A 22,990-nucleotide genomic window follows, 5' to 3' on the forward strand; every position below is an offset into this window, starting at 1 on the left:
GCGCTCCCTCCCGCCCGGCTCCGCACAGCCCAGCGACGGTGGTCTCGCGACCGGGCGGGAGGGAGCGGTCCGGGTTTGCCCTACCGCCGCGTTGGGGAACACCGCCAACTTCGTGGTCACCGAGGCGCTCACCAACGTGGCCAAGGATTCCGGCGCGTCGCAGGCCACGGTGCTCGTGCGGGCCGACGATGCTCACGGCAAACTCGGGCTGCCGCCGTCGAGTGACGATCACCGACGCGTCATGGCCGTTCTGACCTGGCTGCGAGCCTGAGCCCCACCGCTGGGTGACGCCAGACTGGAGGCATGCCCGAGCTACCGGAGGTGGAGAGCGCGCGCCAGGTGCTGCGCTGCGCGCTGCATCGTGAGATCGCCGCCGTCGACGACACCGACGAATGGGTCTGCCGCCCGCACCGGCCCGGGGAGATCGCCGGCGCGCTGGCCGGTGGCAGGCTCGTCGCGGCCCACCGGCGCGGCAAGACGATGTGGTGCGAGACCGAGGACGGCGCGGGCGAATCCGGCCCGCGGCTGGGGATCCACCTCGGAATGAGCGGGCGGATCATCGTCAGCGGCGACGACGGGGTGCGCGGCGGCGGCGAGCCCGAGCGTCCCGACCGGCAGCCGGCCAAGCCCGAATGGGACCGGTTCGTCATCACCTTCGCCGACGGCGGGCAGCTGCGGCTGTTCGACAAGCGCAGACTCGCCAGGGTCCGTCTCGAACCCGACCTCGACGCGCTGGGCCCCGACGCCGCGGAGATCGGCGCGGCCGAGTTCGCCGAGCGGATCGGCCGCGGGAGATCCGCGGTGAAGGCGCGCCTGCTCGACCAGGGCGTGCTGGCCGGGATCGGCAACCTGCTCGCCGACGAGACGCTCTGGCAGGCGCGGGTGCATCCGGCCAGGCCCGCCGACGAGCTGAAGCCCGGCGAGCTCGAGCGGCTCCACCGCAGCCTGCAGGCGGCGTTGGCGGCGGCGACCGCCGGCGGCGGCGTGCATACGGGCACGATCATCGAGCACCGGAACGCCGGGGCCACCTGCCCGCGCTGCGGCGCCTCGATGGCGCACGGCTCCGTCGGCGGCCGTTCGACGTGGTGGTGCAGCGCCGAACAGGCCTGGCCCAGGCCAGCCGCAGCGTCGTGCACAGCGCCAGCCAGGTCGCGCCGACCAGCCAGCCGGCGAGAACGTCGGTGAGCCAGTGCACGCCCAGATACACCCGGCTCGCGCCGACCGCGACGATCCACACCGCCGCGGCGGCGACGATCGCCACCCGGTACGCGATCGACCGGTTCGACCAGGCCAGTACGACCAGCGCACCGATCACCACGAGCGACACCGTGGCGTGCCCGGACGGCAGCGACTGGTTCGTCTCGGTGACCAGCTGGTCCGCGACCGGTGGGCGGACGCGGCCGAAGATCAGCTTCAGTGTCTGGAACACCACGTTCGCCCCGGCCGTGGCCACCACCAGGTACACCGCGTCGACGCGGTGTACCGGGGGGTGGCGGAACCACAGCCGGCCCGCGGCCAGCACCGCGAGCAGCGACATCACCAGCGTGCTGCCGAGGGTGGTGACCACGATCGCCGCCATCGTCAGGTTCGGCGAGCGGATGCGCAGGACGTCGGCGAGCACCGGCCCGTCGGCCGTCCCCGCGCCGGTCCCGCTGTCGCCGGAGCACAGCAACCAGGCCGCGGCGACGGCGAGCGCGGTGACGAGGAGGAACCCAGATCTCGGGGCCGGCCCGCGGCGAGAGGCCATCGGGACGCGCCGGCTACGGGGTGGTGCGTCCGCGCAGCGCCCGGTAGCGGCGGATGAGCGCGGCGGTGGAGGCGTCCAGGTCCTCGGGGTCCGGCCCGTTCTGGCTGAGCACCGGGACGAGCCGGTTGGCCAGCACCTTGCCCCGCTCGACGCCCCACTGGTCGAAGGAGTCGACGCCCCAGATGGTGCCCTGCACGAACGTGACGTGTTCGTAGAACGCGATCAGCTGGCCCAGTACCGCCGGGGTCAGCTTCGGGGCCAGGATCGTCGAGGAGGGCCGGTTGCCCGGCATCACCTTGTGCGCCACCAGCGCGGCCGGGGTGGCCTCGGCGGCGATCTCCTCCGCGGTGCGGCCGAACGCCAGCGCCGCGGTCTGGGCGAACAGGTTGGCCATGAACAGGTCGTGCATGTCCGCCGCGCCCTCGCCGGGCAGCGCGTGGTGGGGTTCGGCGAAGCCGAGGAAATCGGCCGGCACCAGCCGGGTGCCCTGGTGCAGCAGCTGGTAGAAGGCGTGCTGGCCGTTGGTGCCCGGCTCGCCCCACCAGATCTGTCCGGTCGCGGACTTGACCGGCACCCCGTCGCCGCGCACCGACTTGCCGTTGGACTCCATCGTGAGCTGCTGCAGGTAGGCGGGCAGCCGGTGCAGGTACTGGCTGTAGGGCAGCACTGCGTGGGTCTCGGCGCCGAAGAAGTTCGCATACCACACGCCCAGCAGCCCGGCGATCACCGGTAGGTTCGCCTCGAGCCGGGCGGTGCGGAAATGCTGGTCGAGCGCGTGCATCCCGGCCAGGAACTCGGCGAACCGGGCGGGCCCGATCGCGACCATCAGCGACAGCCCGATCGCGGAGTCGAGCGAGTAGCGCCCGCCCACCCAGTCCCAGAACCCGAACATGGCGGCCTCGTCGATGCCGAACCCGCGCACCTTCTCGGCATCGGTCGACACCGCGACGAAGTGGCGGGTCACCGCGGCCTGGTCGCCGAGGGCGGCCAGCAGCCAGGCGCGGGCGTGGCCGGCGTTGGTCAGCGTCTCCAGGGTGGTGAAGGTCTTCGACGCGACGATGAACAGGGTGGTGGCCGGGTCGAGGTCGCGGAGGGTCTCGGCGAGGTCGGTGGGGTCGATGTTGGAGACGAACCGGCATTCCAGGTCGCGCCGGGCATAGTCCTTGAGCGCCTCATACGCCATCACCGGGCCCAGGTCCGAGCCGCCGATCCCGATGTTGACCACGGTGCGGATCCGCTCCCCGGTGTGCCCGGTCCAGGCTCCGGAGCGGACCGCCTCGGCGAAGCCGGCCATCCGGTCGAGCACCGCGTGCACGTCGGCGACGACGTCGCGGCCGTCGACGACCAGCCGGGCGTCGCGGGGCAGCCGCAGCGCGGTGTGCAGCACGGCGCGGTCCTCGCTGGTGTTGACGTGCGCGCCGGTGCACATCGCCTCGATCCGGGCGGGCAGCCCGGCGCGGTGGGCCAGCGCGACCAGCAGCGACAGCGTGTCGCGGGTGATCCGGTGCTTGGAGTAGTCCAGGACCAGATCGGCGCCGGTCGCGGTCATCGCCTCGGCCCGGCCGGGGTCGGTGGCGAACAGGTCCCGCAGGTGGAGCGGCGCGATCTCGCGATGGTGCGCGACGAGCGCGGACCACTCCCGGGTGGCGGTGATATCGGCATGCTCGGCTGCGCTGCTGCTGTGGGAGCTCACGATCTCATCATGCCCATCCTGCGCGGTCGAGGGCGGAACCCCGACCCGCCGTCGCTGCCGCTCGTCTCACGCGTTACACCGCTGGGTGATCCGATCGGCAGCTCAGCGTGCTCCGACGTCCGATTGGCGCAATTTTCCCCCGTTCGGCGGAGAAGCATGCAACCATAGGGCCCTCCTTCGCGTCACTCGACTGCGCTTCCCTGTCACCGCTCGTCACTGGAGGGTGTCATGTCCCGTTCGCTCAGCGGCCCGTTCCGCGATGTCGCGCTGCTCGTGGCCCGCGTGGCGATCGCCGTGATCATGGTTGCGCATGCGTGGCAGAAGCTGTTCACGATGGGGGTCTCCGACACCGCCGTGGTCTTCCACCGGTTCGGCATCCCGCTGGCGATCGTGGCGGCGTCGTTCACGATCGTCGTCGAGTTCGTCGCGTCCGCGCTGTTCGTGGTCGGTTGGCAGATGCCTGTCGCGGGATCGTTCCTCGTGTTCGTGATGGTCGGTGCGATCGTGTTCGTACACGGCTCCAAGGGAATCTTCGTCGCGGACGGTGGGTGGGAGCTGGTCGGCGTGATCATCGCCGCGACCCTGGGGCTGATGGCTACCGGTCCCGGCCGGATCAGTCTCGACCACGTGCTGGCGCTGCGCCGGGCTCGGGACGCGGCGGTGATCCGCCGGCCGATCCCCGCCTGAACCACCGGCCGGTGCCGGACATGCTCTTGACCCCGGCTCCGGCCGAGGCCAGGCTGGCCGTCGAGCTCTTGAGCAGGAGCCGACATGGCCACCGAGACAATTCAGACGGGTCGGCGGAGCGCCGACCGCGTGCGCCGAACCGTCGCGGCTTGGGAGCGTTTCGTCGCGGGCGACGATGACGTCGACGGCATCCCACCGGTCATCCTGATCTCCTGGCACCGCAGCCGCGATCTCTACCGCGTCGACCCGATCCGCACGAGTCCACCGCCCGCCGTGGGCGCCGGCACCGGTTCGCTGCTGCACGACAGCATCCTGACTCAGCTCGGCGGGCTGGCGGCGTCGGTCGCCGAGCGCGGGGATGGCGCCCTCACCACGGTCACCGACGGCACGGGGCAGATCCTCGGCGCATGGGGACCGCGTGACATCCTGCGCCGCGCGGCCGACAGCCACCTCGCGCCGCTGTTCACCTGGTCGGAGCGCGCAACCGGGACCAACGGGATGGGAACCGCACTGGGGCGGCGCGGCCCGGTGACCGTCCGTGGGCCGGAGCACTGGTGCGCGGCGCTGCACGGGTGGAGCTGCAACGGAACCGCCATCGATGATCCGGTCAGCGGCGAACCCATCGCGGTGCTGAACGTCTCCGTTTTCGACCCCGACCTCCCGAGTCCGCTGCCGCGCCTGCTCGAGCATGAGGTGGCGCCGCTGCGCCGCGACCTGCGGCTGCGCGCCGACCGTGATGGCATGCAGCTGGTGGAGGCGTTCGTCGCGGCCCAGGCCGCCGCGCCAGGAGCGACACTCATGGTCATCGATACCGCGGGGCAGGTCGTGATCGCGAACGAACGCGCCCGTGCCCGCAACGGTCAGCTCCCGGTGCACCCCGCTGTCGACCCCGGTGAACGGTGGCAGCCCACGGCGCCGGGGCTGCGCGACCTCGTGCGGGAGGCGGTCGGGCGGGTCCAGGCCGATCACCGCTGGGTGGGGGTCGCCGACCTCGATCTCCTCTCCGAGGAGACGACGACGTTCGAACTGCGTCCGATCGTCTCGGCGAACGGGTTGATCGGGCTGCTGCTGGTCGGCTCCGATCGCCCGGACGGCGAGCCGATCGGGCGCGGGACCCGGCGGTCCAGCGGTATCGGACCGGAACGCATCGTCGGGATCCGCGACGAGCGGCTCATCATTCTCGTCCCGGCCGAGATCCGCTACGCCGAAGCCAGTAAGCACGCGGTCTGGCTGATCACGGATCAGGGGCGGGTGCGGGCCGCCGGGCGCGGGATGGACAGCGTCGAACGGGAGCTGGAGCCGTTCGGCTTCCTGCGGGTTCACCGGAGCTACCTGGTGAAGGTCCATCGGATCAGGGAGGTCGAGCGCGGCTTCTCCAAGGGCACGCTCACGGTGAGCACCCAGCATCACGGCCGGGAGGGGATCCCGGTGGCGCGACGGCAGGCGGCGGAGCTGCGCCGGAGGCTGGGAATCTGACGGTGCTCGAACGCGACGGCGCTTGAGCGGCGCAAGCGTCGCGCTGGGACGCTTGCGCCGCTCAAGTGGCGCTGGGGAGGCGCTGGGCAGGCGCTACGCGGGCGCCAGGTGGTCGCCCCCGATGCGCTGGACGGTGTCGACCATCTCCATGTCCTTGACGAAGTGGACGAACTCGTTGTCCATCAGCGCGCGCGGGTTGAAGGTCGGGCTGGCCAGCACACCGTGCACGCGGCGGCGCTGCATCCCGAAGTTGCCGCCGTCGTAGATCGGGAAGATCGCGGCCTCCCGCAGGTACTTCTCGAACATGTGCTTCTTGTCGGCGCTGTTCACCCCGACGACCTGCATGCACTTGTAGACGCTGTCGAACAGCAGCTCGGTGCAGAACACCTTGTTCATCGCGCCGATCAGCTCGCCGTGATAGCCGTGCTGGTCGATGTAGTGGGCCGCCTTCCAGCAGAAGTAGCGGCAGGCCTCGATCTTGGCCGCCACGTCGCCCAGCACGTAGCCGACGTTCTGGAAGTGGATCATCGGATGCGAAGCGCCCGCGGTGTAGGTCTTGGACCACGAGAGCGCGGCCTCGTAGGCGGCCCTGGCCACTCCCACCGCGGCGATTCCGGCGACCGGGCCGGACCATGCGAAGTTGCGGTTGATCAGCAGGTCACCGTTGCCGTAGGTGCCCTCGACGAGGTTCTCGGCGGGAATCCGGGCGTCCTCGAAGATGATCTCCGAGTTCGGCGTGAGCCGGTGCCCGAAGCTGTCGATGATGTTGTAGGTGACGCCCGGGGCGCCGCGTTCGACGAGAATCGCCGACAGCCCCTCGGTGCCGCCCTTGCTCGGGTCGGTCCGGACCACGACGAGGTTGATGTTGGCGCCCTGCCCGTCCCAGCCGCCGACGTTGCACGGCCAGTACTTGCGGCCGTTGAGCACGTAGCTGTCGCCGTCGCGGCGGGCCGTGACACCGATGCCCGCCGGATGCGGGGCCGGGGAGTCGAAGTTCGCGGTGCCACCGGGTGTCCCCGGCGGCTCGCTCGCGGCATATCCGGCGATCCATTCGCCGGACGAGTCGGAGGTCGCGGCCCCCATGACCCGCCGCTTCTGTTCCTCGCTTCCCCAGTACCACACGGGCAGCAGGGCCAGACCGTTGACCAGCAGGGTGCAGGCGAATCCGGGGTCCACCGCGCAGATCTCCTCGGCCGCGAGGATCAGCTCGATATTGGTCACGCCCCCGCCGCCGTACTCCTTGGGCAGCATCCCGAACGCGAGTCCGCGCCGGTACGCCTCGATATAGGCCGGTTTGGTCAGCTGGAACGCCTTGAGCGCATCGGGTTCGCGGTCGGCCTCGCGGACCACGGGCGCGAGCACGTTCTCGGCGAAGTCTCGTGCCGCGAGCTGGAGGTCCTTCTGGTCAGTGGAGAGAGTGAAGTCGATGGCCATGGTGATCGTCCTCCCGTTCTTTCCGATGAGCGCGCGCTCGCAGCCGGGTTGCGGCAGGCGCGTACGAGCACCATGCGCCGAGGGGATGGGCGGGTGAAGGGAGATGGCACCAACGGCGGCCGGCCCGGGGCGGGCGGCGACGTGGGGGGCCCGAGCGGTACGCGGAGTGCACCCTTACCATGGGGCGGGTTTGCCTGGCCGGGTGATAGGAAATGCTAACCTGCGTTCAGCGTTTCTGAACGATCACAGGAGGACGCCCGTGTGGCGCAGCCGGCTCGGTGCGGTACGCACCGGCAGAACCCGGATCCGGACCATCGTCGCATCCGTCGCGGCGATCACGCTGGCGGCCACGCTGGGCGCATGTGGGAGCGCCAGCGGCTCCTCGGAACCGACGATCACGCTGTACAACGCCCAGCACAAGGAGCTCGGCCGGGAGTGGGTCGACGGTTTCACCAAGGAGACCGGGATCAAGGTCGAGGTGCGCGACGGCAAGGACTTCGAACTGGCCAACCAGATCCTGGCCGAGGGTGACGCCTCGCCCGCGGACGTTTTCCTCACCGAGAACTCCCCGGCGATGTCGCTGCTGTCGAGCAAGGGCGTGCTCGCGCCGCTCGACGCGGCCACGATCGCGCAGGTCCCGGCCCGGTACCGGTCCGGGGCGGAGGACTGGGTCGGGATCGCCGCCCGCTCCACCGTCCTGGTCTACAACCCCTCGCTCCTGCCGGCGGACCAGCTGCCGAACTCGATCATGGAACTGTCCCAGCCGCAGTGGAAGGACCGGATCGGGATCGCCGCGGGCGGCGCCGACTTCCAGGCCATCGTGAGCGCGGTGTACGCGGTGAACGGTGACGCCGCGGCGGGGGAGTGGCTCGCCGGGCTCAAGCAGAACGCGCGGGTCTACCAGGGCAATATCCCGATCATGAACGCGGTCAACGCCGGGGAGATCCCAGCCGGGGTGATCTACCACTACTACTGGTACCGGGATCGTGCGGAGTCCGGGCAGGACAGCAAGAACACCGAGCTGAAGTACTTCGGCGACAAGGACGCGGGCGCGTTCGTCTCGGTCTCCGGCGGCGGCGTTCTGAGGTCCGCGAAGCATCCCGCCGAGGCCCAGCGGTTCATCGCCTATCTGACCAGCAAGTCCGGCCAGCAGGTGCTCGCCGAGTCCTATGCCCTCGAGTACCCCGTCGGCTCCGACGTCCCGGCGAACAAGGCACTCAAGCCGCTCTCCGAGCTCGACCCGCCCGCCATCGATCCGAACACGCTCAACGGATCGAAGGTGATCTCCGAGATGCAACGGGTCGGGTTGTTGTGAGCACCGGGGTCGCAGCGGCGATCCGGCCGCGTGTCGGCTCCCGGCGGGCCTATCCGCCGGTCCGGCTCGCGGCGGCGGTGGTCGTCGCCGCTCTGACCCTGATCCCCCTGGGCTACGTGCTGGTCTTCGTGATCGCCGAGGGGCCCGCACAGGCCGCCGAACTGCTGCTGCGCCCGCGGGTGGGGGAGTTGCTGCGCAACACTTCCGCGCTGGTGGCGGCGGGCTGCGCGGCGTCCGCGGTGGTCGGCACCGGCGCGGCGTGGCTCGTCGAACGCACGAGCCTGCCCGGCAGGCCGGTGTGGACCGCCCTGATGGCCGCGCCGCTGGCCGTCCCCGCGTTCGTCAACAGCTATGGCTGGGTCTCGGTGACCGCCGCCGTCGAGGGCTTCGCCGGTGCGGTGCTGATCACCACGCTGTCCTACTATCCGCTGGTCTACCTTCCGGTGACCGCGGTACTGCGGGGGATGGACCCGGCCTTCGAGGAGCTCTCCCGGACGCTGGGCAACGGCCCGTGGCGCACGTTCTTCCGGGTCGTGCTGCCGCAGCTGCGTCCGGCGCTGCTGGGTGGGGTGCTGCTGGTCGGGCTGCACCTGCTCGCCGAGTTCGGCGCGCTACAGGCGTTGCGCTTCCCGACCTTCACCACCGCGATCTACGACCAGTTCGAGTCCACGTTCAACGGGGCGGCCGCCACGATGCTCGCCGGGGTCCTGGTGCTGGGCTGCCTGTTGCTGCTGGTCGGGGAGCTGCGGCTGGCCGGCCGGGCCCGGGTCTCGCGGGTCGGCGGCGGCGCCGCCCGCACCGCCGTGCCGCACCGGTTGGGTGCGCTCACGCCGTTCGCCCTGCTCGCGATGGCCGCTCTCGCCGGGCTCGCGCTGGGTGTGCCGCTGGTCATCCTCGGTCGCTGGCTCGTCGTCGGCAGCTCGACGGCATTCCCGATCGGCCAGATCACCGAGATCACGCTGACCTCGATCGGGTTCGGCCTCGCCGGCGCCGCCCTGACCTGCGTGCTCGCGGTACCGGGGGCGTGGCTGTCGGTGCGCCATCGCGGCTGGGTGAGCCGGGTGCTGGAGCGCAGTACCTATATCGCCGGTTCGCTGCCCGGTATCGTCGTCGCGCTCGCGTTCGTGACGCTCGCCGTCGGCTACCTGCCGGTGGTGTACCAGACGTCCATCCTGCTGGTCGCGGCGTACGCGGTGCTGTTCATGCCGCGCGCGATGGTCAGCCTGCGGGCGGCACTCGCCCAGGTTCCACCCGAGCTCGACGACTCCGCGCGGGCGCTGGGGGCCCGGCCCTCGGGTGTGCTGTGGCGGGTCACCTTGCCGCTGGTGCTCCGCGGGCTCGGCACCGGCGCCGCGCTGGTGTTCCTCGCCGTGGTCACCGAGCTGACCGCGACGCTGCTGCTGGCACCGACCGGGACGGCGACGCTGGCCACGGAGTTCTGGTCCAACAGCTCCAGCCTCGCGTACGGGGCCGCGGCCCCGTACGCGCTCATGATGATCGTCATTTCGGCGCCGGCGGCGTGGCTGCTCACCCGGGAGTCACGGCGGGAGATGGGGAGAGCATGACGCAGACCAGCGAGCGCACCCAGCAGCAGGCGGTGGCCACCGACGGGCTGCGCGTGACCGGCGTGCGCAAGTCCTACGGTCCGGTCCCGGTCCTGCGCGACGTCGACCTCGCGGTGCCCGCCGGGGCGCTGACCGCGGTGGTCGGCCGCTCGGGCTGTGGCAAGACGACCCTGCTGCGCCTCATCGCCGGGTTCGACCGGCCCGACGCCGGCACCGTCACCATCGACGGACGGCCGGTCGCGGGGCCGGCCGGGGTGCTCTCGCCGGAGGCGCGCCGGATCGGCTACGTGACCCAGGAGGGCAACCTCTTCCCGCACCTCACGGTGGCCGCGAACATCGCCTTCGGGTTGCCGCGGCGTGCCCGCCGCGCCCGGGGGCGGGTCCTCGAGCTGCTCGAGCTCATCGGCCTGGACGCCGGCCACGCCAAGCGCTACCCGCACGAGCTCTCCGGTGGTCAGCAGCAGCGGGTCGCGCTGGCCAGGGCGCTGGCTCCGGAACCGGGGATCCTGCTGCTCGACGAGCCGTTCTCCTCCCTGGACGTCGAGCTGCGGGAGAGCACCCGGCGCGCCGTGGCCGACGCACTCGCCGCCGCCGGCACCACCACCGTGCTCGTCACCCACGACCAGACCGAGGCGCTCTCGCTGGCCACCAGGGTCGCGGTGATGCGGGATGGGCGGATCGTGCAGGAGGCCAGTCCCGCCGAGCTGTACCGGCATCCGGTGGACCGGGGGGTCGCCGCGTTCGTCGGGGACGTCGTGGTGCTGCCCGCCACCGTCTGCGGGGGCGTGGCGCAGTGCGCGCTCGGCGGGCTGCCGGTGGCCGCCCCGGCCGCCGAGGGGCCCGCGACCGTGCTGTTGCGTCCCGAGCAGATCGCGCTCGACGGCGGGGACGACGGGGTGCCCGCGCATGTCGTCGACGTCGAGTACTACGGCCACGACGCCGTCGTCCGGCTGACCCTGGGCGCTGCCTGCCAGGTCACCGCACGCTGCCCCGGCTATGCGCTGCCCGCCGTGGGGGCGCAGGTTCGGCTGGCGGTGCGCGGCGAGGTCGGCGTGGAGACGGGGCTGGGATGAACCGGTGCCGGACCACCCGCGGCGGCTGAGCACGCTCGCCGCCGAAAAACTTCCGGATCGGAATCGAATTCGGCGCATATCTCGCCAGACGGGCGAAACGTCCTCATTCGATCGTGGAATTGAGCGGCGCGTCGCTACGCACTGTGTTCTGTCTGGGCCGATGAGCCGTGATCTGTCGGGATGGTGAATGCTGAATGGCGCGCAGTTGACCCACGGGAGACAACCTGTTCGTATGACGGGAAAGCCACCCGGGGAGACGGAACGCAGCGACCTTGGCAGCGGGGGAATTGATGAACGGTTTGCCTGACGGCCCTGTGCCGGTGTATGACGTGGAGCTGAGCGCGCGACTGCCGCGCGTCGCGTCGGCAGGGCCGGTGGGCTCGACGGACGCTCCGTCCCATGCGCGGCTGCTGCTGCGGCTGCATACCCGGCCGCTCTCCGACGTCGTCGTCCCGCTCACCCCGGACGGGCTGGAACCCGAGCAGCTCGCCGGGGTTCTCACCGATGTCGTTCCCCTCGCCGAAGCCCACCTCGAGCGCGACGGGCTTCCGGCGCCGGCCAGGCTCACCGCACGCGGTCTGGACGATGCCGGGGTGCTCCCGCGCTGCCTGCAACGCCGCCAGGAGCTGGAGGCGGAGGGGCCGTGGGCGACGGTCCTGATCGCGACCCACAACCGGCCCGAGTCGCTCGTCCGCTGCCTGGACTCGATCGCCCGGCTGCGGTACCGGCGGTTCGACGTCGTCGTCGTCGACAGTGCCCCGGCCTCCGATGCCACCGCCCGCGCGGTCGCGGCCTGGCAGCAGAACCACGCGTTCCCCGCGGTGTGCTACCTGCGCGAGAGCCGCCCGGGGGTGGCGCTGGCCCACAACCGCGGGCTGGAGGCGATCACCGGCTCGTGGGTGGCGATCACCGACGACGACGTGGTGGTCGATCCGTACTGGCTGAGCGGCATCGTCGAGGCCGCCACCTCGGGCCCCGGGGTCGGCTGCGTGACCGGGTTGATCCTCCCGGCCGAGGTGAACACCGCCGCGCAGAACCTGCTGGAGCAGTTCGGCGGGTACGCCCGCGGCTACCAGCGCCGCAGCGTCAACCTCAACGGCCACCGGCCGGACGACCGGCTGTTCCCGTTCACCGTCGGACGGCTGGGCAGCGGCGCGAACATGGCCTTCGAGACGGCCCTGCTGCGCGAGCGCGGCGGCTTCGACCCGGCCATGGGCACGGGCACGGCGGCCCGCGGCGGGGACGACCTGCTCGCCCTGCTACGGGTGATCACGGGCGGGCGCACCCTCGTCTACGAGCCGACCGCACTGGTCTGGCACTGGCATCGGCCGGACTACGCCAGCCTGCGGCGTCTGGTGCACGACTACGGCGTCGGGCTCGGCGCCTATCTGACGAGCGCGATCGTGCATGAACCGCGGCTGCTTCCGGACATGGTGCGCAGGGTGGCGCAGGGCGCCTGGCACCTGGTCGGGCGGTCGTCGGAGAAGAATCGCCACAAGCAGGTGGGCTACCCGCGGGAGCTGGAGATCATCGAGCTGGCCGGCCTGGCGCGTGGCCCGCTGGCCTATGCGGTCAGCCGGTGGCAGCACCGGCGGATCAGCCGATGACCGAGGTGCTGCCCGCCGCCGGCCTTGCGCACTCCGAGCTCGTCATGGCCGATCTGCTGATGGAGCTGCGCGAGATCGCGGACCGGCTGGTCGAGCGGCTGGCGGTGGCCGACATGCTGGACGGGTTCCTGCTGGCCGCGGGTGCGGTGCAGATCGCCGAGGACCATCTCCACCGCGACTCGTCGCTGCCGCGCCGGGCCGCCGGTTACCTGCGGGGTCGCGGGGTCGCGAAGATCGGGACGCGGGCGCTGGACACGATGGCCACGACGGCCGACCGGGCCCGGCAGCTCGGGCCCGCCCGGCGGGCGGCCGCGCGCTGGGCCGGCGAGGCCGCCACGGTGCGGGACGCGCTCGCCCGCGGCCTCCTCGACGCCGGGCTCTCCGGGGCCCGGCAGCGGGAGCTGCGCGACCGCGCGGCCCGGCTGCGCGCCGGCCTGGCCGGACTGCCGGCCGGGCTGGTCGGCGAGATCCTCCGGCTGCCCTCCTGCTTCCGCAGCTTCGACCAGCAGCCCGCCGACATGGTCCGGCTGGCCGGGGCCTACGCGGACGCCCAACCCGACCGGGATCGGCCGACCATGGTGGTGGGCGTGCGGACCTCGGGTAGCTACCTCGGCCCGCTCGTCGCCGCGGCCCTGCGCACGGCCGGCTTCGGCCGGGTGAGCGTCTCGACGATGCGTCCTGGCGTGCCGCCGACCCGCGAGCAGCGGCGGGCACTGCGGGCGCTGCGGCGCGCGGGGGGCGCGGTCGTGGTGATCGACGATCCCCCGGGCAGCGGGTCGGCGCTGCGCGCGGTCGCCGAGCAGGTGCGCGCCTGCGGCCCGGACCGGGCGGCGATCACGCTGCTGGTTCCGCTGTTCGGGCCGCGGCCGCCGGCGAGCCTGGCGGCCTACCGGACGCTGACCCTGCCGTCCGAACGGTGGGCGGTACACGACCTGTTCGCCCCCGCCGCCGTCGCCGACGTGCTGACCCCGATGCTCGGCGTGCGGGTCGTCGAGGTCCACCGCATCCCGGCGCCGGGTCCCGAGCTCGGCCGAGGCCACCTGCGGGCGGTCTTCCGGGTGGACACCGCGGACGGCCGCAGCCGGCTGGTCGAGGCCCGCGGCGCGGGGATCGGGTACCTCGGCCGGCACGCGCTGGCGGTGGCCCGCGCGGTTGCCCGACACACCCCCGCGACCTACGGCTTCGCGAACGGGCTGGTCTTCCGCGAATGGCGCCCCGATGCCCGGTCGCTCGAGGCGGTGCGGCCGGCGCAGGTGCCCGCGATCATCGAGTACCTCACCGACCGGGCCGCCGCGATGCCCGCCATCGACCGGGCGCAGGCCCTCACCGGCCGGCAGCCGGCCTGGGAGGTGGCCAGCAGGCTGCTCGGGCGCGGCTTCGGCAGGTTCGGCCTTCCGCTGCGCTCGGGACTGATCGACCCCGCCGTCCGCGGGCTGTGCGCCGTTGCGCATCCGTCGGTCGTCGACGGCGCGACCGCGGCCGCGGACTGGGTCTCCTCCGGCGGCACGCTGTACAAACCCGATCCGGACGTGCGGGCCTTCGCCAACACCGACCGGGTCTGCTACGACCCCGTTTACGACGTCGCGGGCATCGCCCCGGGGGCGAGCGACCCGGCGCTGGCGGCCGCGCTGCGTTCGGCGTGGCCGTGCGACGACGAGCGCTTCCTGCTCTACGAGCTGGCCCACCTCGAGGACCGGCTGGGTAGCGACCCACGCGCCCGGTGCGCCGCGTCCCGCGCCGTGCGGCGTTATCTGGTGGCGCGGTTCCCGGGCGCCCCACCGCCCACCGGGGGAGCGCTCTGCGCCCTGGATGTCGACGGCGTGCTGGAGTCCGATGCGCTGGGCTTCCCGATCGCCACGCCGACGGCCGTGGCCGCGCTGCGCGCGTTGCAGCACCACGGTCACCGCCCGGTGCCGGTGACCGGGCGCAGCCTGGGCGAGGTCCGCGACCGGTGCACGTCCTACGGGCTGGCCGGCGGGGTGGCCGAATACGGCGCCGTGGCCTACGACCACACCCGCGGACGCGTCGTCGAGCTGGTCGAACCGTCCGACGGCGAGGTGCTGGAGACGCTGCGGCGCCGGCTGCGCGAGACGCCCGGCGTACAGGTCGACGAGGACTTCCGCTACTGCGTGCGCGCCTACCGGGTGGGTGGGCGGCCGCGCGGCCTTCCGGCCGAGCTCGTCGATGGTGTGCTCGCCGGGCTGGGCCCAGAGCGGGAGCGGGTCCGGGTCGTCGCCGGGCAACGGCAGACCGATATCGTCGCGGCCGGCACCGACAAGGGGACGGGCCTCGCCGCCCTCGCCCGGATGCTCGGACCGGCCCCGGACTCGCCTGCCGAGATCGTGCTGGCCGTCGGCGATACGGAGTCCGACCTGCCGATGCTCGGGACGGCCCGGCACGCCTACGCCCCGGGCAACGCCGCCGAGGCGATACGCGGGGCCGGGGTCGCGGTGCTGTCGCGCCAGTACGCCGCCGGATTCGCGGACGCGGTCGCCCGGCTGCTCGGCCACCGCCCCGGCAGGTGCCCGCGCTGCCGCGGGGCGGCGCCCGAACCGTCCGCCCGGCTGCTGCTCGCCCTGCTGGATGCCCAGCGCGGGGGACGTCCCGGTCTGCCCACCGCCGCGGTGCGCCTGGCCGCCGAGCTCGCCCGCGCCCGGACGCGGCCCATCCCGGCGGCCGCATGATCATCCCGATCCTGCTCTACCATGCGGTCTCCGATGCCCCGTCGCGGTTCATCGCGCCGTTCACCGTGTCGCCCGCCGCGTTCGCCCGCCATCTCGACGCGATCACCGAGGCCGGTGGGACGACACTCACCGTCTCGCAGCTGCGTGCCGCCGTGCGCGGGGACGGGACGCTGCCGCCGCGCCCGGTGCTCGTCACGTTCGACGACGGGTTCCGCGACACCCTCACCGCCGCGGCGCCGCTGCTGGCGGCCCGGGACATGACCGCGACGGTCTACGTGACCACCGGGGTGGCGGACGGCGTCAGCCCCGGTGGCGACCCGATGCTGAGCTGGGCGGAGCTTCGCGAGCTCGGCGCGATCGGGGAGCTCGGGGCGCACAGCCACACCCATCGCGAGCTGGACACCCTGCCGCTGGCGGACGTTCGCCGGGAGGTGGTGGACTGCAAGCGCCGGCTGGAGGACGGGATCGGCCGCCCGGTGCACAGCTTCGCCTACCCGTTCGGCTACTCCGACCCGCGGGTCCGCCGCGTCGTCGCGGAGGCCGGCTACTCGTCGGCGTGTAGTGTCAAGAACGCCCTGAGCTGCGTGGATGACCCCGACTACGGCCTCTCCCGGCTGATGCTCACGGCCACCCACACCGACGCGGATGTGCGCGGCTGGCTGCGCGGCGCGGCACCGATCGGCCAGCCCGACGAGCGGCTGCGCACCCGGGGCTGGCGGGCCTGGCGGCGGCTGCGGAGCCGGTGGCGGCCCGTGCCGCCGTGGGCCGCGGTGGGCTCCCCGGCGGGTGAGATGCCGTGACGATGTCCGGGGCGCTGCCGTTCGGCTGGCTGCGCGGACCGATCGCCGGCCCGCTCACCTCCCTTCGCGCCTCGGTCCTGATCCGCCGGACCGCCCCGGCGGCGGTCGCGGCGCTGCTCGACGGCGACGGCAGGTCGTGGCGAATGGGGGAGCGGCTGCGCGGAGGTTCCGACACGGCGATCGTCGCGATGCACGACGGGGACGCAACCGGTGGCCGGAGCATCCTGCTCAAGGCCACCATGAGCAGGCCGGGGCGTGCTCAGCTCGTCCGGCAGGGCACCGTGCTCGCGGCGCTGCACGCCGACGAGCGGCTGGGTCCGTGGCGCGGGCTGCTGCCCCGGATACTGGCGGCCGGAGACGTCAACGGCGCCTACTGCACGCTCGAGACCCGGCTCGGCGGGGGCGACGGGCGGATCGCGGTGGCCGATCCCCATCGCCGGGATCTCGTCCTGGCCGGTGCCCTCGACGCGATCACCCGGCTGCACCGCCGGACCGCGAGCGTGGTCACGGTCGCTGATGCGGGGATCACCCGCTGGATCGGCGAGCCCGCCGCCGTCGTGCGTCCCGTCCTGCGCGGTGCGTATCGGGCCGCCCTGGACCGCCTGGTGGGGGAGCTGACCGGCAGCCTGCACGGCCGGCGGGTGGCGGTCGGTTGGGTGCACGGCGACTTCACCGCGCACAATGTGTTGTGCGCGCCCGGCTGCGAGGTGACCGGGGTCGTGGACTGGTGCCAGTCGGATCCCGACGGGCTGGCGGTGCTCGATGTCGTCAGCTTCCTGCTCACCTTCGACACCGAGGTGGCGGGCGAGGAGCTGGGGACCGTCGTGGTGCGCTGGCTGGCCGACCCGGGACGGGCGGGTGCCGTGCTCACCGAGGCGCAGCGCGGCCTGGGCGCCGATCCGCTCGGGCCCGGCACGCTCGCGTTGCTGGCGTGGCTGCGCCATGTCGCCACCAATATCGCCAAGTCGCCACGCTACGCCGCGAACCCCGTCTGGATTCGCCGTAACGTGCGGGCCGTGCTGCGCCACTGGTACCGGCCGCCCCGCCACCGCCACCCGGGACCGGTGCCGCCGGGATGAGCGGCGGCCCGCCGGTTCTCGCACCGGCCGCGCGATGGCTGCGCGGCTGGGCCGCTCCGGTCCACCGCGACGGGCTGGCACTCGTGCTGAGCGCGGGGTTCACCTCGGTCCTCGGGCTGCTCTACTGGGTCGTCGCGGCCCGGCTCTTCCCGGCCGACGTCGTCGGCGTCAACTCGGTCACCCTGTCGACGATGATGCTGCTGGGCGGGGTGGCGCAGCTGAACCTGAACTACATGCTGCTGCGGTTCCTCCCGGTCGCGGGGGTGCGCAGCCGCAGGCTGGTCGTGCTCGCCTACCTGGTGAGCGGGTTGCTGTCCGCGGCCGCGGCGGGAATCTTCGTCGCGGGCGCCGGGGTGTGGGCGCCTGAGCTGCTGGAGCACATCGGGCGGGCGCGGCTGTTGCTCCTCCTCGTTCCGGCGACCGCCCTGTGGGCGCTCTTCACCCTGCAGGACTTCGCGCTCACCGCGGTCCGGCGGGCGACCGTGGTGCCGGTCGAGAACCTGGTGTTCTCGGCCCTCAAGATCGTGTTGCTTGTCGTGGCGGTGGGGCTGGCGCCGCGCGTGGGGATCGCGGTGTCGTGGGTGATCGCCACCGCGGTGGCCGTCGTGGTCACCAACGGATATCTGTTCCTGCGGGCGTTGCCCGCGCACGAGGCCCGCAGCCGAGACCTGGCTGAGCCGTTGACGCTCGCCGGGATCGGGCGGTTCGTCGGTGCCGACTACGCCGGTGCGGTGTTCTGGCTCGCCGCCACCTACGGCCTTCCGATGATCGTCATCGCCGTCGTGGGCCCGGTCGGTGCCGCGACCTACAACATCACGTGGACCATCGCGTTCTCGCTCTACCTGGTCTCGTCCGCGATGGGGCAGTCCCTCGTCGCGCACGTGGCCGTCGAGCCGGCCCGGCTGCCCGCGGCGCGGCGGGCCATGGAGCTGAAGGCGGCGGCGCTGCTCGTGCCAGCGGTCGCGGTGATCGCGCTCGGGGCGCCCGTCGTGCTCGGCGTGTTCGGGCCCTCCTATGCCGAGTCCGGAACCGGGGTGCTGGTCCTCGCGGCGCTGTCCGCGTTGCCGAACATCATCACCAACTCGACGATCAGCGTCGCCCGGGTGCGTCGGCGGATCCCGGTGCTGTTCGCGGTGCCGGCGAGCGTGGCGGTGCTGACGATCGGCCTGTCGCTGGTGGCACTGCCCCGATGGGGCGTGACCGGGGTCGGGGCCGCATGGTTGGCGAGCCAGACCCTGGTGGCCGGGTTGCTGCTCGTGCTGCGCTCGCCTCGGCTGGCCGCGCGGCGCCGCGGATAGCCCAGGCAACCACCGACGTTCAGCGGCGGCGCAATCCCGAGCTCTGTGGTGAAATGAACAGGGGCAATCAAGGCGGGGGGCGCCATGGGCGGGGAAATGGTCCGGGGACAGGCGCGGCGAACCGTGCGGGACCACCACGGCGGCGCTCGAAGATCGATTCTGTCCCCGGCTTGAGCCGCGGCTCTCGCCGGATATCGCTGCTTCCCATCGCAATGCGCGGGTCCGAACGTGCGGTGCACCGACCGGGCCGGCCGAACGTCGCTACGGCGCTGAGGGATGGCCTGCCATGCTGCAGCCTGGGTCAGGGGGTACCAGGTCGCCTGGTACGCGGATGTCTCGCCGGCGGGGTTCGGCGCGCCGTCCGCAGCCGGACTACGCCGGGGAGGTGGTCGGGGACTCCCGGCCGCTGGTCGAGCCGGCGCTGGAGCACGATGCGATCCTCGGCCTGCCCCGCCTGCTCGAGGTCGCCCGGCTCACCCCGGCCCAGGTGCTCGTGCTGGCGATCGATCTGTTGTCCGGGCTGCAGGCCCGGGGCCCGGCAGGCGTCCGGCCCGGTGAACCGTTCGGGTACGCCGTGGTCGTCGGCTCCGACGGCCGGGCCCGGTTGACCACCCACCCGGGGCACCCGGGCCATCCGGGGCCGAACGGCCACGGGCCCGCCGAGCCGGCCGGCGCCGCGCCGCTGCTGGCGGAGCTGGCAGCCGCCGCAGACCGATCGACCCGCCATCCGGACCAGCGGGCGGCCGACCAGCTCGCCGCGCTGGACCGGGCGGCTGACGCGGCGGCAGCGCCCGGCGCGAGTGTCGCCGCCGTGGCGGAACCGCTACGCGCCGCGCTGCCGTCCGACTCGGGCCGGCAGCAGCGCGCCGAGCTCGCGCGGCTGGTCCGCGCCGCGAACGGGCTTCCGGCCGTTGCGCCCGCCGCGGTCCCCGAGGCGCTGCCGTACGCCCCGCGGGAAGCCACGCCCCGATCCCGGCCCGTCGCCCGGACCGTGGTGTCGCGGGCCTGGAAATGGGGGGTCTCGATCGTGGTGCTGGCCGGGGTGATCCTGCTCGAGTTCACCTTCCTGAGCGACCGGATCAGCCAGGACATCGGTGTGGTGCTGGACGCCGGTCGCGCCGGGTCGGTGACGGCCACCGCCCGGCCGACCCCGCCGCCGGTCGTGCCGCCCGCCCCGCAGGCGGCCGGCGCCGTCGCCGGCGTCGACCTGCGGGCGCTGCATCCGTGCACCCCCGGCAGCGACTGCCAGGTCCGGTTGCAGGTGCTCCTGCATCCGCGGCCCGAGCCGCAGACGGTCGACTGGAACGTCCGGGTCGACAACCCCTGTACCGGTGCGACGGTGGCCGGTCCGCAGGGGACGGTGGCCGTGCCGCCGGACGGAGACCGCGCCGTGGTCGTCGACACCGTCGCACTGCCGCCGGGCGCCGCGCTTGCCGTGCTGGCCCAGATCAGCGCCCCCGCCGTGGCGGCCAGCGCGCCGTTGCTCGTCCCGGTCGAGGGTGCGTGCGCGACGACACCACCCGAACCGTCTCGCTGAGCTCGAAGGGAGCGCTGGGGTGCTGAGCGTGGAGCGTGGTGGGACCTCGGCGGCGCCGGGCGGGCCGGCGGGTCCTGAGCAGAAGCGCCCGTTGCGCGCCAAGGACTCCGGGGGCACCGCCTTCGACCTGCTGGCCATCCTGTCCGCGCTCGTGCTGGTCGGGCTCGGGCTCGCCAATCTGTACATGGTGGACAGTCCCGAGGCGATGGTCCGGCAGGCGGCGATCGCGGTCGCCGGGGTCGTCCTGCTCGCGGTGCTGTGGCGGTTCCGGGCCGGGCTGCTGCTCGTGCTCGGCTGGGTCAGCTACGGCGTTGCCGTGCTGTTGCTGGGTGCGGTGCTCGTCGTGGGCGTCACGGCGAACGGGGCGACCCGCTGGATCAGCTTCGGCTCGTTCACCTTCCAGCCCTCGGAGCTGGCCAAGCTCGGGTTGCTGCTGGTGCTCGCCTCGGTCCTCGGCTCGGGTCGTCCCGCCTGGCAGCGCTTCGTGTTCGGGATCGGGCTCGCGGTGCTGCCGATCGGGCTCACCGTGCTCCAACCGGACCTCAGCACCACCACCCTGCTGATGGTCCTCACCGTCGCGATGCTCGTCATCGGCCGGATACCCGCGCGCTTCCTGCTGCCTCTGTTCGCCGCGGCGGCGGTGGCGGTGCCGCTGGTCATCGGGATGCTGCGGCCCTATCAGGTGGAGCGTCTCGGCAGCTTTCTCGTGGGTTCCCACGAGGAGCCGACGGGGGCGGGCTGGGCCGTTCAGCAGGCACGGATCGCGCTCGGCTCGGGGTCGCTGTTCGGCCGGGCGGGCGAACCGCTGACCGCGCTGATGGCGCAGTACCTGCCCGAGCGGGACACCGATCTGGCGCTGGCCAGCGTGGTCGAGCAGTTCGGGCTGGTGGCCGGTGCCGCCGTCGTCGTGGCCGCGATCGTGCTCGTCTGGCGGCTCGCGCTGGCCAGCCGGGTGCCCCGGACGCCGAACGGGGCACTCGTCGGCGGTGGGCTCGCGATCCTGCTCGGAGCGGAGATCCTCGTTTCGCTGGGCGGCAACCTGGGGCTGCTGCCCCTTGCCGGTGTCCCGTTCCCGCTGCTCAGCAATGGCGGGACGGCACTGCTGGTGCATCTGGCCGCGCTCGGGGTCGTGCTGGGCGTGCGCCGGGACGGGGCGCGCAGGCGACTGTGGATCGTGCCCCGCTGGCGGGCGCGGCGGCCGCGGCTGGTCCGGGCGACCGCGCTCGCGATGTCCGCCGTGCTGGTGACGTTCGGATTCTACGGCTGGAACATCCAGGCCACCCAGGGTGAGGCCCTGTTCGCCGCCGGCCAGGAACAGATGACCCGATGCATCCGGCTCCCCGCGCTGCGCGGGGAGATCACCGACCGGCACGGGGCACCGTTGGCCACCAGCACCGCGGCCGCGGGCACCGGCGTCGACAAGGTGGTCGCGGTGCCGGCCATCCTGCGGTCCCGGCCGGACGACATCGCCAAGCTCGCGGCGCTGACCGGGCAGCCGGTGCAGGCCATGACGGCCGCCCTCGACGACGCCCCCGCGACCACCCTTTCGCTGCCGGTCGCCGAGGTTCCTGCGGAGACCGGGGCATCGGTCGCCGCGGCCGGGATCACCGGGGTGCTGGTGATCCCCGAACCACAGCGCAGCTATCCCACCGGATCCCTGCTCGGCCCGGTCCTCGGGTTCGCCGGGATCGCGACCCCGGCCGAGATGCAGCGGCAGCCGGATCTGCCCCTCGGGGAGATCGTCGGGCGCGCGGGACTGGAGCAGCAGTACGACTCGATCCTGCGCGGGATCAACGGCCAGCAGTGCGTGTACGTCACCCCCGCGGGGGTGCCGGTGGTGATGGGCCCGCACCGGGAGCCGATCCCGGGTGCCGACCTGCGGCTCTCGCTCGACCTGGGGTTGCAGCGGCAGCTCGCGGCCGGCCTGGCGGACGCGCTGCGCGGGCAGAGCCGCAGTGCGATCGGGGCCGCCGTCGCCGTGGATCCGCGGGACGGTCAGATCCTCGCGATCGCGAGCCTGCCGTCGTATGACAACAACGTCTACGGTCCGCCGATCGACCCGGCCGGGCTGCGGGCGGCCACATCCGCCCCCGGCCACCCCATGCTGGAGCATGTGACCCAGGCCGCGGTACCGCCCGGCTCGACGTTCAAGCTGGTGGTCGCCTCGGCCGACGTGATCCACCCCCCGTGGCCGGTCGACCAGATGATCCCCACCGGCGGCAGTTTCACCCTGGGCGGGCACACGTTCAACAACTGGCGGACGATGGGTCCGATGGACCTGCGCCAGTCGATCGCCTGGTCCAACGACGTCTACTTCTACAAGCTGGCCAACGCCCTCGGGCCCGAGCCGATCATCGACGCCGCGCGGGCGCTGGGGGTCGGCGCCCGCACCGGTATCGATCTGCCGGGGGAGTCGCCGGGCTACCTCGGCACCCCGCAGTCGGTGAGCGAGAGCGGCGGGACCTGGTACGGCGGATCGACGGTGATCCTCGGCATCGGACAGGGATATCTACAGGTCACGCCCCTGCAGAACGCCCTGTGGACGGCCGGTGTCGCGACCGGACAGCTTGTCACCCCGCGGCTGGGCCTCGCGACCGGGGCCGACGGGAGCGCGTACACCGCACTTCCGGTCCCGCCGCCGAAGCCGGTGCCGTTCGCGGACGCCCTCGGCCCGGTCCGGGACGGCATGCGCGCCGCGGTGACCGGCGGGACCGCCACCCGGCTGGCCGGGCTGCCCGTGCCCGTCGGCGCGAAGACCGGAACCGCGCAGGACGGCAGCCTGCCCGACACCAGCTACGACAACTGGATGAGCGCGGCCGCCCCGATGCCGGGTCCGAACATCGTCATGACCGCGCTCGTCCAGGGACCCGGCACCGGTGCCAACAGCGCCAGCGCCGTGGTCGCCGGCGGGTTGAGCTACTACCTCGCCCACGAGGCGGAGGTACGGGCCACCGATCCGGTCCAGACTCCCTGACCGCCCCGCCCGCGTTATGGC

The 22,990-nt window shown here is 73.1% G+C and carries 16 protein-coding genes and 1 pseudogene; 14 read left to right on the forward strand and 3 right to left on the reverse strand.

The genetic code is table 11. The features are described 5' to 3' along the window. Nucleotides 1–112: 112 nt before the first annotated feature. Together G567_RS35290 and G567_RS32650 are read left to right on the forward strand one after the other, a co-directional pair. A complete protein-coding gene (locus tag G567_RS35290; protein WP_211223808.1) occupies nucleotides 113–271 on the forward strand; it encodes an ATP-binding protein in 159 nt (52 codons plus the stop codon). Between the two features lie 32 nt (nucleotides 272–303). Next, nucleotides 304–1,185, forward strand: coding sequence for a DNA-formamidopyrimidine glycosylase family protein (locus G567_RS32650; protein ID WP_028928544.1), 882 nt, complete (start codon nucleotides 304–306; stop codon nucleotides 1,183–1,185). On the opposite strand, the pseudogene G567_RS36775 reads toward G567_RS32650, so the two are convergent. Continuing rightward, nucleotides 1,181–1,747, reverse strand: a pseudogene (locus tag G567_RS36775) (phosphatase PAP2 family protein); the annotation flags it as partial. The gene G567_RS32650 and the pseudogene G567_RS36775 overlap by 5 nt on opposite strands. A 13-nt stretch (nucleotides 1,748–1,760) precedes the next feature. Continuing rightward, nucleotides 1,761–3,440, reverse strand: coding sequence for a glucose-6-phosphate isomerase (gene pgi, locus G567_RS0101325; protein WP_037055260.1), 1,680 nt, complete (start codon nucleotides 3,438–3,440; stop codon nucleotides 1,761–1,763). A gap of 228 nt (nucleotides 3,441–3,668) precedes the next feature. On the opposite strand from pgi, the gene G567_RS35840 reads away from it, so the two are divergent. Both G567_RS35840 and G567_RS0101335 read left to right on the forward strand, forming a co-directional pair. Further along, on the forward strand, nucleotides 3,669–4,127 hold the full coding sequence (locus G567_RS35840) for a DoxX family protein (RefSeq protein WP_028928546.1): 459 nt from the start codon (nucleotides 3,669–3,671) through the stop codon (nucleotides 4,125–4,127). An 84-nt stretch (nucleotides 4,128–4,211) separates the two neighbouring features. Further along, a complete protein-coding gene (locus G567_RS0101335) occupies nucleotides 4,212–5,603 on the forward strand; it encodes a DNA-binding protein (protein WP_051232025.1) in 1,392 nt (463 codons plus the stop codon). Nucleotides 5,604–5,696: 93 nt separating this feature from the next. Here G567_RS0101335 and G567_RS26135 read toward each other — a convergent pair whose 3' ends face one another. Further along, nucleotides 5,697–7,037: an acyl-CoA dehydrogenase family protein gene (locus G567_RS26135; RefSeq protein WP_084795655.1), complete on the reverse strand. Its 1,341-nt coding sequence runs from the start codon at nucleotides 7,035–7,037 to the stop codon at nucleotides 5,697–5,699. Nucleotides 7,038–7,296: 259 nt separating this feature from the next. Here G567_RS26135 and G567_RS0101345 point away from each other — a divergent pair, with 259 nt between their 5' ends. The 10 genes from G567_RS0101345 (at nucleotide 7,297) to G567_RS26150 (ending at nucleotide 22,969) form a co-directional block, all read left to right on the forward strand. After that, nucleotides 7,297–8,352, forward strand: a complete 1,056-nt coding sequence (locus G567_RS0101345; RefSeq protein ID WP_211223809.1) for an iron ABC transporter substrate-binding protein — start codon at nucleotides 7,297–7,299, stop codon at nucleotides 8,350–8,352. After that, on the forward strand, nucleotides 8,349–9,917 hold the full coding sequence (locus G567_RS0101350) for an ABC transporter permease (RefSeq protein ID WP_211223810.1): 1,569 nt from the start codon (nucleotides 8,349–8,351) through the stop codon (nucleotides 9,915–9,917). The genes G567_RS0101345 and G567_RS0101350 overlap by 4 nt, the downstream gene beginning before the upstream one ends. After that, a complete protein-coding gene (locus G567_RS0101355; protein ID WP_051232026.1) occupies nucleotides 9,914–10,990 on the forward strand; it encodes an ABC transporter ATP-binding protein in 1,077 nt (358 codons plus the stop codon). The genes G567_RS0101350 and G567_RS0101355 overlap by 4 nt, the downstream gene beginning before the upstream one ends. A 320-nt stretch (nucleotides 10,991–11,310) precedes the next feature. Continuing rightward, a complete protein-coding gene (locus G567_RS26140; RefSeq protein ID WP_161631654.1) occupies nucleotides 11,311–12,597 on the forward strand; it encodes a glycosyltransferase family 2 protein in 1,287 nt (428 codons plus the stop codon). Next, nucleotides 12,594–15,281: an HAD hydrolase family protein gene (locus tag G567_RS0101365; RefSeq protein WP_028928551.1), complete on the forward strand. Its 2,688-nt coding sequence runs from the start codon at nucleotides 12,594–12,596 to the stop codon at nucleotides 15,279–15,281. The genes G567_RS26140 and G567_RS0101365 overlap by 4 nt, the downstream gene beginning before the upstream one ends. After that, nucleotides 15,278–16,081 (forward strand): polysaccharide deacetylase family protein, encoded by an 804-nt coding sequence (locus tag G567_RS0101370; RefSeq protein ID WP_051232028.1) that lies wholly within the window; start codon nucleotides 15,278–15,280, stop codon nucleotides 16,079–16,081. The genes G567_RS0101365 and G567_RS0101370 overlap by 4 nt, the downstream gene beginning before the upstream one ends. Nucleotides 16,082–16,083: 2 nt before the next feature. Next, complete coding sequence (locus G567_RS0101375; RefSeq protein WP_037055263.1) at nucleotides 16,084–17,160, forward strand: aminoglycoside phosphotransferase family protein; 1,077 nt, start codon at nucleotides 16,084–16,086, stop codon at nucleotides 17,158–17,160. After that, nucleotides 17,157–18,458, forward strand: coding sequence for a lipopolysaccharide biosynthesis protein (locus G567_RS26145; RefSeq protein WP_051232029.1), 1,302 nt, complete (start codon nucleotides 17,157–17,159; stop codon nucleotides 18,456–18,458). The genes G567_RS0101375 and G567_RS26145 overlap by 4 nt, the downstream gene beginning before the upstream one ends. Before the next feature lie 331 nt (nucleotides 18,459–18,789). Continuing rightward, nucleotides 18,790–19,995 carry a hypothetical protein gene (locus tag G567_RS0101385; RefSeq protein ID WP_028928554.1) on the forward strand — a complete coding sequence of 402 codons (1,206 nt, stop codon included), beginning with the start codon at nucleotides 18,790–18,792 and terminating at the stop codon, nucleotides 19,993–19,995. A gap of 19 nt (nucleotides 19,996–20,014) precedes the next feature. Beyond that, nucleotides 20,015–22,969, forward strand: a complete 2,955-nt coding sequence (locus G567_RS26150) for an FtsW/RodA/SpoVE family cell cycle protein (protein ID WP_051232030.1) — start codon at nucleotides 20,015–20,017, stop codon at nucleotides 22,967–22,969. Nucleotides 22,970–22,990 lie beyond the last annotated feature (21 nt).

It is taken from the genome of Pseudonocardia asaccharolytica DSM 44247 = NBRC 16224 (assembly GCF_000423625.1).
GTDB lineage: Bacteria > Actinomycetota > Actinomycetes > Mycobacteriales > Pseudonocardiaceae > Pseudonocardia > Pseudonocardia asaccharolytica.